The sequence below is a fragment of the Saccharospirillum alexandrii genome (assembly GCF_004000275.1).
Lineage (GTDB): Bacteria > Pseudomonadota > Gammaproteobacteria > Pseudomonadales > Natronospirillaceae > Saccharospirillum > Saccharospirillum alexandrii.
In genome coordinates, this window is record NZ_RCIP01000005.1 from 267274 (window position 1) to 280797 (window position 13524).

At 58.3% G+C, this 13524-nt stretch carries 14 protein-coding genes; 6 read left to right on the plus strand and 8 right to left on the minus strand.

The genetic code is table 11. The features are described from left to right. Positions 1–74: 74 nt before the first annotated feature. Positions 75–206, minus strand: coding sequence for a hypothetical protein (locus tag EP166_RS21675; RefSeq protein ID WP_281276816.1), 132 nt, complete (start codon positions 204–206; stop codon positions 75–77). A 174-nt stretch (positions 207–380) separates the two neighbouring features. Between EP166_RS21675 and EP166_RS18860 the strand changes: the two genes are divergently transcribed. Continuing rightward, positions 381–818 (plus strand): Rrf2 family transcriptional regulator, encoded by a 438-nt coding sequence (locus EP166_RS18860; RefSeq protein ID WP_127559976.1) that lies wholly within the window; start codon positions 381–383, stop codon positions 816–818. A 46-nt stretch (positions 819–864) separates the two neighbouring features. On the opposite strand, the gene EP166_RS18865 is transcribed toward EP166_RS18860, so the two are convergent. Both EP166_RS18865 and EP166_RS18870 read right to left on the minus strand, forming a co-directional pair. After that, positions 865–1086: a hypothetical protein gene (locus tag EP166_RS18865; RefSeq protein ID WP_127559978.1), complete on the minus strand. Its 222-nt coding sequence runs from the start codon at positions 1084–1086 to the stop codon at positions 865–867. Positions 1087–1231: 145 nt separating this feature from the next. Continuing rightward, on the minus strand, positions 1232–2413 hold the full coding sequence (locus EP166_RS18870) for an NnrS family protein (RefSeq protein WP_127559980.1): 1182 nt from the start codon (positions 2411–2413) through the stop codon (positions 1232–1234). A gap of 88 nt (positions 2414–2501) precedes the next feature. On the opposite strand from EP166_RS18870, the gene EP166_RS18875 reads away from it, so the two are divergent. The 3 genes from EP166_RS18875 to EP166_RS18885 all read left to right on the plus strand — a co-directional run bounded on the left by EP166_RS18875 (position 2502) and on the right by EP166_RS18885 (position 4947). Further along, positions 2502–2882 carry a SirB2 family protein gene (locus EP166_RS18875; protein WP_127559981.1) on the plus strand — a complete coding sequence of 127 codons (381 nt, stop codon included), beginning with the start codon at positions 2502–2504 and terminating at the stop codon, positions 2880–2882. A gap of 67 nt (positions 2883–2949) precedes the next feature. Beyond that, the gene (locus EP166_RS18880) at positions 2950–4041 is read left to right on the plus strand and encodes an NAD(P)/FAD-dependent oxidoreductase (RefSeq protein WP_127559983.1); all 1092 of its coding nucleotides are present in this window, start codon (positions 2950–2952) and stop codon (positions 4039–4041) included. Between the two features lie 135 nt (positions 4042–4176). Then, positions 4177–4947, plus strand: coding sequence for a sulfite exporter TauE/SafE family protein (locus EP166_RS18885; protein ID WP_127559985.1), 771 nt, complete (start codon positions 4177–4179; stop codon positions 4945–4947). A gap of 9 nt (positions 4948–4956) precedes the next feature. On the opposite strand, the gene EP166_RS18890 is transcribed toward EP166_RS18885, so the two are convergent. After that, on the minus strand, positions 4957–5682 hold the full coding sequence (locus EP166_RS18890; RefSeq protein ID WP_127559987.1) for a tellurite resistance TerB family protein: 726 nt from the start codon (positions 5680–5682) through the stop codon (positions 4957–4959). A gap of 224 nt (positions 5683–5906) precedes the next feature. Between EP166_RS18890 and EP166_RS18895 the strand changes: the two genes are divergently transcribed. Beyond that, positions 5907–7235 (plus strand): DEAD/DEAH box helicase, encoded by a 1329-nt coding sequence (locus EP166_RS18895; RefSeq protein ID WP_164744014.1) that lies wholly within the window; start codon positions 5907–5909, stop codon positions 7233–7235. A 57-nt stretch (positions 7236–7292) separates the two neighbouring features. Here the strand turns inward: EP166_RS18895 and EP166_RS18900 are convergent, their stop codons facing one another. After that, on the minus strand, positions 7293–7505 hold the full coding sequence (locus EP166_RS18900) for a DUF1127 domain-containing protein (protein ID WP_127559991.1): 213 nt from the start codon (positions 7503–7505) through the stop codon (positions 7293–7295). 124 nt (positions 7506–7629) lie between these two features. Between EP166_RS18900 and EP166_RS18905 the strand changes: the two genes are divergently transcribed. After that, positions 7630–8559: a LysR substrate-binding domain-containing protein gene (locus tag EP166_RS18905; protein WP_127559993.1), complete on the plus strand. Its 930-nt coding sequence runs from the start codon at positions 7630–7632 to the stop codon at positions 8557–8559. Between the two features lie 400 nt (positions 8560–8959). Here EP166_RS18905 and EP166_RS18910 read toward each other — a convergent pair whose 3' ends face one another. From EP166_RS18910 to EP166_RS18920, 3 genes are all read right to left on the minus strand, one after another. Further along, positions 8960–10018, minus strand: a complete 1059-nt coding sequence (locus tag EP166_RS18910; RefSeq protein ID WP_127559995.1) for a peptidase M42 — start codon at positions 10016–10018, stop codon at positions 8960–8962. Positions 10019–10046: 28 nt separating this feature from the next. Further along, positions 10047–10592: a DUF2058 domain-containing protein gene (locus tag EP166_RS18915; RefSeq protein ID WP_127559996.1), complete on the minus strand. Its 546-nt coding sequence runs from the start codon at positions 10590–10592 to the stop codon at positions 10047–10049. Between the two features lie 76 nt (positions 10593–10668). Further along, on the minus strand, positions 10669–13518 hold the full coding sequence (locus EP166_RS18920; protein WP_220432637.1) for an HD domain-containing phosphohydrolase: 2850 nt from the start codon (positions 13516–13518) through the stop codon (positions 10669–10671). Between the last annotated feature and the right edge of the window lie 6 nt (positions 13519–13524).

Sequence of the window (13524 nt, forward strand, 5' to 3'; positions counted from 1 at the left end):
TTGATTTACGAGTAGTTTGAATGGGGGTCGGGCAGGCCACGCAAGGCAGGCGTGACCTGTCAGTTGAGGGGGTATCAGTGATCGTGTTTGTGATGGTCCTGCTCGATGGCATTGCCAACGGTGTTGGGCTTGTTGATCACCTTGTTGTCTTTGTTCATTTTGGGTTTTTTCTTTTCCTTGTGACCTTTGTTCTTTTCTTTACTCATGATGGTGGCTCCGTGGATTTTTAGCTGGAGAGCCTGGCGGGAGCGTTCTCCTGACACAGGTATAGTCGATGGGCGGGCGCTGTCAATTCAACCGTTAGTTTTTGGGTCTTTTAAAGCACCATTTACAATTCATGTTATAATGGGCGGCTTAAAGAGCCTGATAAGAGACCTGTCATGCACATCACCCGTTACTCCGATTACGCCCTGCGCGTGTTGATTTACCTCTCTTCCGACCCGGAGCGCCTGACGACGATTCAGGCCATTGCCGACAGTTACGGCATTTCCAAGAGCCACCTGATGAAGGTGGTGAACCAGTTAAATCAGCTGGGATATGTGAGTGCGGTGCGGGGCAAAAACGGGGGGCTGCGGCTGGGGCAGGACCCGGCGAACATCAACATTGGGGTGGTGTTCCGCGAGACGGAATCCGACATGAACCTGGTCGAGTGTTTTTCTGCGGCCAACGAATGCTCCATAGCGCCGGTCTGTAATTTGAAAAACATACTGAACGAGGCACGCACGGCGTTTCTGGCGACGCTTGATCAATACACTCTGGCCGACCTGATCCAACCCAGAAACCAGGTCGACCTGACCCGGATACTGCGCATTGTCTAGCTGGCTGTTGAAATTCAAAGAATTTCAACAGCCAGCTAACTGAACGTCAGTGCGCTTCCAGCCCCATGCTTTTTAGAGAGTGCAGGCGCAGTACATAAGAAAGCTTAAATGCCGCAGGAAAGACCAGCATCAGCACATGCGACAATATTTGCACCCCGAGGCTCTGGTTAAAATCCCAGACGTAGGCATTCAGGGTGGCAACCAGGAACCCCAGAAAAGCCAGTAGCATAAGGGTGTGGGCCAGTTCCAGTCTTTGATGAGCGTCCATAATTGTCTCCTGTAGAGTGGCAGAGTCCAGCGTGAAACGGCTCTTATAAAGATCTATATAAATTGAATCTTTATAAGAGGTATTATGGATGTATCTTTAATAATGTCAAGACGAGTTTTAGTTGGCGGGCGGGCAGCCCGGCCTGTTATAGCCGGGACGCGTCGGGGCGGGGCGTGATCAGAATCGTCGTGTAGCAGGCGAGAAAGACACCAAAGGCGAGTATCCAGGCCAGGGCAGAAAAGTTTACGGCCCAGCGATAGTCGAGCCATTGTGCCGATGCCGCCAGGCGCAGCAAGGTCGCCAGGGTAATCAGCCAGTAGCTCCAGATGGCATGCCGGGGCAGTTTCAGCGGCCGGCCGGTGTGGCCCAGGGCTACCCGGGTCATCACGCCGAGAATCAGCGTAGCCATGGCGCCCAGCCCCAGGCTGTGTTGCCAGAAATGAGTGGCACTCAGCAGCGACAGATCACTCAAGCCACGGAATACGAGCGATAGGGCCAGCCAGGCGTAAGCCAGATGCAGCACCCAGAGCAGGGGTTCGCGCCAGGTGCGCACGCCTTGCCAGAGCGCCAGACGCAGCCCGTTGGTTAGTCCGGCAAACACCGCCAGTGGCCCGGTGACACTGCTGCTGACAGACAACAGATCCAGCGGGATCAACAACGCGATGCTCAGCAGTGCTGCCCGGTCCAGCCATACCGGGCGACGAATCAGGCTGTTACTGCCGTTCAGACGCAGCCAATTCCCAGTAAAGGCCGGTACGATGCGCCCTGCAATGATGGCCATTAACAGGGTGACCAGACTGAGACCCAGTTGCTCACCGCTGTTTAGCCAATGGCTTGAGCCTGTGATAAAGCCCAGGTGCATCAGGCCGTTGCCCGCCAGCAACACGGTCAGCACGCCAACCAGCATCAGGTTTCGGTAGTTCTTGTGGTTAACCAGTACCACCGCCACATAGGCTGCCAGTGTCGCCAGAAACGAGAGGTCTACCAGGGCGACCAGCCAGACTGGCCAAACGCTGGCGGTCAGAAACATCAGTCGGCCAGCCACCCATAGCAGCAGCAAGGCCAGCAACTTTCCACCCGCCAGCGGTCGTGCGCCAGTCCAATTGGTCATGGCGGTCAGCAGAAAACCGGCTATGGCGGCTGCTACCCAGCCGTAAAGCATTTCATGGCTGTGCCAGTGCAGCGGTGACCAGCCCAAGGGTATCGACCAGCCGCCAAACAGGTAGGCAACCCAGGCCAGTATGGCGACGATGGCGTACAGGGCGCTGGCCAGAAAAAAGGGCCGGAAAGCGTAGCTGAGCCAGGCGGCAGGTAACGGGCTGGGCATAATGATTTCCTTTAAAGAAGCATATAGAATACATCTTATTATGACTGAGGTACACTGTCATTAGAGCAACCGATCAACAGAGGGCAGCATGGCCTACGGATTCATTCGCGACCTCCACGTCACCTTTGTAGTGATCAGCGGTCTATTCTTTGTTGTGCGGGCCGTCGCTTCGGTACTGGGTGCTGCCTGGTTGCAGCAACGCTGGGCGCGAACCCTGCCGCACCTTGTTGACACCCTGTTACTGACACTGGGCATCTGGATGCTGGTCCGGCTTGGCCTCTGGCCAACGGAACTGCCGTGGTTAACGGTGAAGCTGATCGCCCTGGTGTTGTACATCGTGCTGGGCGCCTGGGCGATAAAGCGTTCCAGAACGCCGTGGGGCAGGGCGTTATTCGCGGTACTGGCGCTGCTGGTGTTTGGCTATATGGTGTTGGTCGCACTCACCAAGTCGGTTGTACCCTGGGCCTGATGTGCCGGTCGGGGCCGAATCGGGTAAACTTCAGGCATTCATTGTTACTGTAGATTGTTGAAACCTCATGGATGTCATTGTTATTGGCGCCGGTGTTGTTGGCCTGGCCATAGCCCGCCGCTTTGCGATTGCCGGTCAGTCAGTCATGGTGCTGGAACAACACCCCACGCCAGGCCAGGAAACCAGTTCGCGCAATTCTGAAGTGTTGCACGCGGGTATTTACTATCGCCCGGGGTCGCTCAAGGCCCGGCTGTGTGTGCAGGGGCGTGAGCAACTGGTCGCCTATTGCCAGGAGCGCCAGATACCGCATCGCTTGCTCGGCAAGCTGATTCTGGCGACGGACGAACCGGGTGAAGCTGCGCTGGCCAAACTGCAGACGACGGCGGCGGCCAACGGCGTGTCGCTGGAAGACCTGTCGCAGCCCCAGGTGGCCAGGTTGGAACCCGAGGTTGCCTGTCGCCGGGCACTCTGGTCGCCGAACACCGGCATTATCGATTCCCACACACTGATGCTGGCGTTTCAGGCCGATATTGAAGCTCATGGGGGCGATGTGGTTTGCCATCACCGGGTTGAGCGAGTGATGAAGCAGGGCGATTACTGGCACGTATCGGTGGTCGACAGCGACGGTGAGCGTTCGCAAATAGAGGCAACCAGGGTCATCAATGCGGCGGGCCTGGGGGCTCTGGCTGTCGCGCGCTCGGTGGCGCCGGCGCTGCCGGACCTGCCAACCGCCGCCTACGCCAAAGGCTGTTATTTCGGCTACAGCGGCCAGTTGCCCGTGTCGCACCTGCTTTACCCAACGCCTGAGCCGGGTGGACTCGGTATTCATCTCACGCTCGATCTGAACGGCCAGCCCCGCTTCGGACCCGACGTCACCTTCCTCGACAATGACGAGCCGGACTATGAAGTCGACCCGGCCCGCGCGGCTGACTTTGCCCGCGCCGTTCAAACCTATTTGCCGGGTATTGATCCGGGCAAACTGGTGCCGTCTTATGCGGGTGTGCGTCCCAAAGTTCGAATAGCTGGAACCCTGGCGGATGACTTTGTGCTGAGCACTTCGCTCGCACACCCGGGCCTGATGAACCTGTTTGGTATCGAATCCCCGGGGCTGACGGCATCGATGGCATTGGCCGATGATGTTTTTGAACAAATGCGATAAACAAGGCAGTACTGGCCAATGATTGCAGACAACGCATTGGGCAGGTGAAACGCACTGTATTGCTCGCGTTGCTGGCAATCCATCGTTCAGTCGTTAATCTTGACGCTCCTCTTCCAATCACAGAGCCAATACTGAATGACCTTTGAAACCCTGTTGTCGCTGTTGCCCTGGCTGGCGCTGATTTTTATGGCGTCGGGCATGGTTAAGGGTATTTCGGGTTTCGGCATGCCCTTTATTGCCATACCGGCATCGACCATTCTGTTTAATGTGCCCATTACTCAGGCCATGGGCTGGGTGCTGGCCTCCGGCTTTGCCACCAATATTGTGCAGCTGACGCAGACGCGCAATCAGTGGCGGGTGTTGGGTCAGATCTGGTTATTGGTGGGTGTGTTGTTGACGACGATGGCGATGACGGTGCAGCTGCTGTCGGCCCTGAACACCCATGTGCTGTCGATGGTGCTCGGCGGGGTGATGATCATTTCCATCGCGGCGCAGTTGTCGAAACCCCTGAAAGTCTCGCCTGAGAGAAAGACGATGCTGTACATCATCAGCGGTTTTTTCAGCGGTCTGTTTGGCGGGCTGACGTCGTTTTTCGGATTCCCTTCGCTGCAGGTGTTAATTGCCGCTGGTTTGCACAAAACCGAGTTTATTTTTGCCGCGAGCTTTGTGTTGTTTACCGGCACCATCGTGCTGGCGGTTGGCCTTGGCAGCCAGGGGCTGGTTACCCGGTACGACGGCCTGATGTCGGTGCTGTTGTTTGTGCCTGCCGTGCTCGGCATGCTCATTGGCCAGCGTCTGCGAGACCGGATGTCGCCGCAGGTGTTTGCCCGAGTGGTGCTGATGGTGCTGCTGGCCACAGGGGCCAGCATGTTGATACGGGGTGTGGTGGGGTGGCTGTCGGCGTGACGCCGACCGTCACGCCATGCCGCTAACCTGGTTATCCAGCTCCTGAACGAGTGCCGGGTCCAGTTTTAACTGCCGCGCCAGCTCACCGAGATACGCCTTTTCCATGTAGTTTTGGTCATCAATCACCAGCAAGCTTGCCAGGTACATTTCGGCGCCCATTTCCGGTGTTGTGGCGGCCCGGGCCACGTCGGCAGGGTCGAGTGGTTTTTGCAGTTCCTGGTTCAGCCACCGGGTCATCTCGGCATCGTCACTCAGTTTCTCAAATTCACCGTCGATCAGAGCGCGTTCTTTATCGTCGATGTGGCCGTCGGCCTTGGCGGCCCCGATCACGGCGCGCAGAATGGCATTGCTGTGCTGTTCCGCCTGGGCATCGGGCAGGCGGTCGACCGTTTGCGGTTCGCCCTGGGGGGCGCTGGCCTGGTTTTGCTGATAATTGCTGTAGGCCTTGTAGGCCACCGCACCGAGTGCCGCCAGGCCGCCGTACATGGCGAGGTTGCCCGCCACTTTGCCACCGGTTTTGCGCAGTTTCTTGTTGCCAAGTAGTAACCCGAGTGCACCACCGGCAAGCAGGCCACCACCAGCCCCAGACAGTAGGCCGCCGGCGTTGCCCCCAAGCAGGCCGGACAACTGGGAAGCCTTGTCAGTCGCCACGTTTTTAGCCTGGCTGACAGAGGGGTTTTGCATCAGATTGCCACCGGATTGAAGCAACTGGTCGATCAAGCCACGTGTGTTCATTGTGTGTCCTCTGGGTTGCTGTTCGTTGGCACAGCGCTCGCTGTGGTATTACTTGTCCATAATCTACCGATAAACCGATAGCGGGTAATCGATCTGACGGAACTTTTACCTGACAGTCAGTGTGGCGGTATGCACGGTTGGGGAGTCGTTTGCGGGTGCGGGTCTGCTATACTCGCCGCCAATCCGTGGCTCCTAACCTGTCCGATCAAGAAGGTAACCATTCAGTGTTTGATGAATTAGACATCGTTCCACCGCTTTCCGCTGCGTTAACCAAGCACGGCATTCTCGAAGCCACCGACGTGCAGGAAGCGGTAATACCGCGCATTCTGGACGGCAAAGACCTGATGGTCAGCGCCCAGACCGGCAGCGGCAAGACCGTGGCCTTTGTCTTGCCTATGGTGTCGATGTTCAATCGTCGTTCGTCGCCCAATACCGGCATTCGGGCGCTGATACTGGCACCGACGCGAGAGCTGGCCCGTCAGATTCAACAGGTGTGCCGCCAGCTCGGCAGTGCCATCAACGTGACCAGCCTGAGCATCACCGGCGGCGCCTCGTTTCAGGAGCAGGCTGCGGAACTGCGCAAAACGCCCGACATTCTGATCGCCACACCGGGCCGATTGAAAGAACATCTGGAACGGCGCAGCCTGGAACTGTCTGACATCGAATTCCTGGTTTTTGATGAAGCCGACCGCATGCTCGACATGGGCTTCCGGGATGATGTTATCGCCATTACCGAACATTGCTCGCCGACGCGTCAGACGTTGCTGTTTTCAGCCACGCTGGAGCATGGCGGTGTGCTGGCCATGGCCAAAAAGCTGCTGCACCAGCCGGAAACGATTTCGCTGCACGCTTCGCGCTCGGTGCCCGACAACATTCGCCAGCAGTACATGCTGGCGCATGACGATCGCTTCAAGGAAAAACTGATCTTTGCCCTGCTCGATGAAAACCCCAGCCAGCAGGTCATTATTTTCACCAACACCATCGTCAAAGCCGAACGGCTGCATTCGTTGTTGCTCAGTGGCACCCGTCGCTGCGGCATTCTGCACGGCAACCTGACCCAGGAAGAGCGTAACGCCGTGGTCAGCGGCATGCGCAGCGGCAAATACAAGGTGCTGGTCACCACCGACGTCGCGGCTCGAGGGCTCGATCTGCCCAGTGTTGAACTGGTGGTGAATTTCGATCTGGCGCGCAAGGGCGATGAGTACCTGCACCGCGTTGGCCGCACCGGGCGTGCCGGTCAGCCGGGCAGGGCGGTCAGCCTGATCGGCCCGAACGAGTGGGACCTGATGGCCCGCATCCACAAATACCTCGGCGCCGGGTTCGGCAAGACCACCATGCCGGGCCTCACCAGCACCTACCAGGGGCCGGCTAAGGTACGGGCCTCGGGCAAGGCCTATGGCAAAAAGAAACCGAAAAAGCCGAAGGGCAAAGACAAGGCCAAGGCCAAAAAGCCGGCGAAGTCTGGCCCGCGCCCAAGCCGGCCGAGCGCCCCGACCGAAGACCGCGATGGCGGTTATAAGCCGATGAAACGCAAAAAGCCCGCGGCTGAGTAAGGCGCGGGCTTTTTGAAGGCCCCGCCGTTGGCGGGGCTGATAAAGACTGGGTGTTGCTTAACGCCAGATCGGCTTGATGATCTCACGTACGACCTGATCACGGGTCAGCCCAAGGTCACGCAGGCGGTAGTCTGGCAGGCTAGCGAGGCTCTGACGCGTCTTGTAACGCATGGCAGTGCGCTTGAATTGCGCCAGCAAACGCTTGGCAAACGGAGCGGGTGAGCTGATTTCACAGCAGGCCAAAGGGGTGTTGAGCGTATATTGAGTCATGATTCGCCTCCTGTTCAGGCAGTGGGATGATGAGTGCATTGTCCGGCAGTTTCAGATAAGCCACAATTGATATAAATTGCATTTCAAGTAAGCTGAAGTTAACTGAAACATTCGGTGCTTCCCCATGTCCGACTCCCAACTTGCTCGTTTACCTCCGTTAAACACCTTGCGATGCTTTGCCCTGGCCGCTGAACACCTCAGTTTTAAACTTGCTGCGGAAGATCTGTTTGTCACCCAGGCCGCTGTGAGCCATCAAATTCGAACGTTGGAAGAACATCTGGGCGTTAAACTGTTCGAACGCCTGAACCGGGAAGTCCGGCTGACGCCCGAAGGCCACGCGTTGTTACCCTATGTGCAGGAGGCCTTTGCCAGCCTGAACACGGGCGTCTCCCGGTTGCGCGCCGACCCGAACCCGGACCGGTTGAAAGTCTCGGTCATTCCCTCTTTTGCGTCTGCCTGGCTGGCGCCCCGCCTGGGCAGCTTTCGCCAGCGACAACCCGAATACCGGGTGGTGCTGAACCCGACCCACCACGTCGATACCTTCGACGGCGAAACCGATGTTGCCTTGCGTTTTGGCAGCGGCCGTTACCCGGGCCTGGTGTCTGAATGGCTGATGCACGACACCCTAATGGCGGTTTGTGTGCCTGACATGGTGCCGCCGGAAGGCGCCACCCTGGACTGGCTGCGCACGGTCGATCTGGTCGAAGACTTGGATTATGAGCCGGAACCCTGGGGCCGCTGGGTGCGGCAACAGGGTTATTTCTGGGAGGGGTTCAACGTGGCCATGACCATCGAAGATTCGCGTATGCTGATCGACATCACCCTGGCCGGCGGCTTCGTCGGCCTGGCGCGCAAGTCGCTGGTGCAAAGCCATATCATCAGTGGCCGGCTGATCAAGGTTTTCCCTTTTGAGCTCCCCATGGCCTTTTCCTACTACCTGGTCGCCCCGGAACGCTACCTGAAGCGCCCCAAAGTGGCCGCTTTTCGCAAATGGCTGATCCACGAAATGCAAACCACCTTCCTGCCAGAAATGTGGGACTTCCATGGGACTTGAGGGTTGGTTGTCTGGTTGCCAGGAATCCGTTCCAGCAACTGGGTAGACCTGTGTGGGGTCGGCGTAAATCCATCCGTGGAGCCTAGGCCGCAACATCCATGTTGCGGACTTCCCCACACAGGTCTACCCAGTCGCTGGCACTCGCTAAGGTGACACTTCAAATACAACCATTTCCGTTCTATTAAAGTGGCAGCCAAGCAATAAGGCTAAGTAGGTAAAACAGTGGGATTATGAGGTGGCACCGAAGACTAGGGACGGCGGTCGGGTAGGCTTATCCGGGGGAGTCCACAGCATGGATGCTGTGGTCTAGGCCCCATGGAGGGGTCCACGCCGACCCCGGATAAGCCTACCCGATTGCCAGGCCCGGCCCACAAGCAACCAACCAAAAACAACGGGCCTGTCAGGCCACGCAGTGGCCGATCCCCTGAAGCAACCTCAAAAACGACTGCACCGCAGCCACTTGTGCGGTTTCCTGCATGGTGTGGTAGCCAGTGGTTGGGATTTGCAGGGTGGTGCCATGGACCAGGCCGTTGGAGGCAGCGGTGATGCGGCCGAGTTCGGTGCTGCCGAGTGACTGGGGTTTCTGGCCGCTGGCTTCCAGCTCTGCATTGCGCTGGGCGATGTAGTCGTCTTTGAAGCTGTAGCGGATGCCCTCGCTGTTGCACAGGGCTTCCAGGCTTTCGGTGGTGTCGCGGTTGAACTCGGCGTTGGCGTCGCGATGGCGCAACACCACATCCTGAATGTCGGCGCTGGCTCTGTCCGGGTAGGGGCTGGTGTCGACCACGACCAACTGATTCGTTGAACCGCCGAAGCGGCGAAACCATTCCAGCAAGTAACGCCAGCTGCGCCCGGCCTCTTCCTGTGCGGTAAAGAACGCCGTGCCTTGGTAGCCGAGTGCGAACAGATGCACCAGGCAGGCGGCGGTGAGCACGTTGTCCAACTGGCCGCTGAGCAGGCCGTCCTGATGCAGCAGCCGGTCCTGAAAGGCCACGGGTGTGCCGGCGACCAGGTGGTCGAGCCCCTCGACGTTGAAGATCAGGTTATTGCGGTGCTCGCAGATGTAGCTGTCGACAATGGTACCGGCGCCCCGGTAAGCGCCGGACCAGGGTTCATAGGCCATCAGCGGGGTTTTGGGGAAGCGGTCGACGATCTTGCGCATCAGCTCTTCGGAAACCGAATTGCCCAGCAAATCTGACCGGCTGCCAGCCACGAACGCCGCGTACTGGAATTCATTCGGGCCGGTGCAGACCAGGCCATGTCGGTCGATGTGAGCCGAGAAGTAGGTGGTGTCGGGCTGGTTGCCCTGGGCGACCAACAGGCCCTCGTACCAGGTGACGTTGGCACCGCGCTCTTCCAGTTCCCGTTGCAGAACCCGGAAGAAGGAATGCTCGGCCCCGACCACGCTGGGTTCGCGGATCAGTACTTTCAGCAGATCGATAAAGTCGTCAAAGTGTGCCATGGGGGTCGGGTTCCTGGTAGAGCGGTTGTTACCACATCAAATCGTCGGGGACCACAAAGTCGGCATAGGGGTCGTCTTCATCCGGCTGGTTTGCATCGGGCTCGGCCAAAAATATCACGGCTTCGGCAAAACGCTGCGCGATTTTTTCAGCGACGGCTTTGGCGACGACTACATAGCGCTCATCGACCGAGCAAATGGCCACCCGGCCTTTCGCCAACTGGTCCTGAATTTCCTGGCTGACATAGAGCTGTTTGATCTTGTTGATGCGTGCATCGGTAAAGCTGAAGCGAATGTCGCCGTCGACGCTCAGCGCATTTTGCGCCAGCATCTGAGCCGCCTGGGCTTTCATGGCCTTGGCCTGTTCGGCCTCTTGCCGCTGACGGTTCAGTTCGCGATCACGCTCGGCTTTTTCATCGCGCTCGCGTTGCAGCCGTGCCTGTTTTTCCAGGTCGGCCTCGGTCGGGCCCTTGTGCTGGTGTTTGCTTTGTTTGCGTTTGTCCCGCTCGGCTTTTTTAGCCGCGTTCTTGTCGACCAGACCCGCTTTCATCAATTGGTCTGCCAGGGATTTTGCCATGCTGAGTGCCTGCTTGAGTGGCTGTTACTGTGGCGCCATTCTAGCAGGCACAGAAAGGGCTTGGTATGGCAGCGGGTTAACCGGTTTCGAGCTGTCGCACCAGGGTAGTTTCATCCACGTCATCCAGTTGCTCGGGTTTTAGAAAGCCAACGGCGTAGGTGCGATAAGCACTGGTTTCGATAAAGACCTTCAGCAAGTCCCGGTCACAGTGTCCATTCAGGGCCATCGATACCATGATGCTGAGCGATTCCGACAGAGTCTTCGCTGGTTTGTAGGGCCGGTCGGCGGCGGTCAGCGCTTCAAACACATCGGCAATGGCCATGATGCGCTCAGAGACAGACATGGCGTTGCCATCCAGTTTGCGCGGGTAACCGGTGCCATCCATGCGTTCGTGGTGATTGGCAGCGATGTCCGGCACCCGGGCCAGATGCCGTGGCCAGGGCAGGGTGGTCAGCATCCGGTAGGTTTCAACGATGTGGTTATTGATCTTGAAGCGTTCTTCGTCGTTGAGGGTGCCGCGCCGGATCGACAGGTTATAGCGTTCGCCCTGATTCGCCGAGTACTCCGGCAGCAGCATATCGAACCCCCAGCGGTTGTTGGGGTGGTGGGGTTCCACCGGCGGCTGGTTTCTGCCCCAGGGTTCACGATGCTCGCGCTTGTTGGCCAGCAGCAGTTCCAGGCAGGGTAGCGGTGGTTCGGGTTCACGGGCCAGACGTTCGGCTTCGTCGAAGGAGATGCCGATGCGGTCGCTAAAATGTCGCCACCAGGTCTGGTCGCCAATCCGGTTCATGCGTTCGATGTCGTCGTCACTTACCCGGGCCTCGCTGCCCAGGTTCAAGCGGGCAATAAAGGCAAAGTCATGCTGCAATTGCGCTTGCTGGCGGTCGCGTTTTTGCACCAGCAACTCTGGGTCGCCGCCCTTGTTCAGGTCGGCCAGGTAATCGATTTCCGCATCGCGGTGCAGCACTTCAAAGCGCATGCGAATTTCGTGCAGCCGATTATACAGGGTCTCCAGCTTGGTGGCTTTATCGACAATGTATTCGGGCGTGGTGATCTTGCCGCAGTCGTGCAACCAGGCGGCGATGGTGAATTCGTAACGTTCTTCTGCGGTCAGCGAGAAGTCTGCAAAGGGGCCTTCGGTTTGCGCTTCCACCTTGTTGAGCAGAATGCTGGCGACTTGTGGCACCCGGTCACAATGGCCACCGGTATAGGGTGATTTGGTATCGATGGCGTCGGCCAGCAAGCGGATGATGCCGTCGAACAGGGCTTTCTGTTCTTTGAACAAGCGCCGGGTTTCAATGGCAATGGCTACCGAGCCGGCCATGCGTTCCATGAAACGTTCGAATTCAACATCACTGATGATCGTCTGTTCAGGCCGGTTTATCGCCAGTACACCGATGGGGTGGTTGCTCCGGTTAACCAGCTTGGTCGTGGTGAGTCGCTGGTCTTCGCGTGCCAGGGTTTCAGTGACCGCCGCCACCGGGTCTTCGCCCAGCGTCAGCGTGACGGGTACCCGGGTGGGCCCTACATGGCCGGCGCGAATCAGCCGAGTCTGTTCGGTGTTGCTCAGGTACACCACGGCGTCAGTCGCGCCGACGGCGGAGGCCAGTTCGTGCAGCACTTCGCTGATCATATTGTCCAGATCGGTCGAGCGGTTCAGTGTCTGGCTGATGCGACTGAAGTTGGTGATCATCCCCGCCATGCGTTCGGTGTGCAGCCCCAGGTCATGCACTTCCCGGATGTTGGAATGCACGCCCTGTATTTCAGCATCGAATTCGAAGCGACCAATGGCCTCAACCTGGTCGGCCAGTTCATGCAGGGGTTTGCCAATGCGGCTGCCAAGCCACCAGCCAATGGGCAGGAAGGCGATGACCAGCAATAACGACAGTCCGACCTGCTTGCGCAGCAGGGCTTTGGCATCGGCCAGCAACGAGGCTTCCGGAACGGCCATTAACACGCGCAGATTTTCATTGGCAAAGGTCGAAAGCGGCGACCAGAGCCCAAACCCCGGTTCGTCGCCCATGGTGACGGGAAACAGAGTGCCGGCTGGCTGAGTGCTGTTTGCCACTTCATTCAGGGCGGGCAGGTCCAGCTCCGACAGCAAGGCCAGGCGCAGGCTGTCGTTTATGTCTGGCAGAACCATCTGTTCGATATGTTGATAGCCAATCACCTTGTTGCCTTCGCTGACCAGAGCAAGCTGGGTACCCGGAACCGGAGACAACGTATCGACTTGCATGGACAGGTCTTCAACGGAGGCATCCACCGCGAGAATGGCACCCGTAGCCGACTGGCTGGCCAGGCTGATGCCGATTTCGCCGGTGGTATAAAACACGTAGGGGTTGGTCAGAATACGCCCGTTGTTGGCTTCTGCGTCGATAAACCAGGGTCGGTTGCGCGGGTCGAAGGTGTAGTCGGGCCGAATGACGATGCTTTTGAGGCGCACGTTCTCGTCGTACCAGGCCCAGCGGCCCAGGGTTTCGCCATTGCGGCGCTCAACACTTTGCAGCAGATAGCGGGCGTCGTCCGGTGCTTCCAGCAAGCGGCGGGCGCGCTCGTTGTTGATGGGCCGGAGCAGCAGGAAGTCACCATCCGGATAGCCTACATACACCGCGCTGATCACATCGTTTGACGCCAGCACCTGAGCCAGGGCCGGCACCCGCTTCAGGCGCTCTTCAAAGCGCACGGCTGAGACCAGCGGGTCATATTGCAACTGGGCTACGATGCTCGCGACCGGTTCAATCAACTGGTCGATCTGGCCATCCAGAAGCTCAGAGGCACTTTCGGCTGCAGACACCGTGGCGGAAAGCAGGGTTTCGCGGGTACTCTGGTAACTGAGGGTGACCAGGGCAAGGCTAAGCACAAGCAAGCTCAGTGTAATGGCAGCACTGATCATCCATTGCAAGGGAATGTAAAACCGCTGTGACACAGGTTG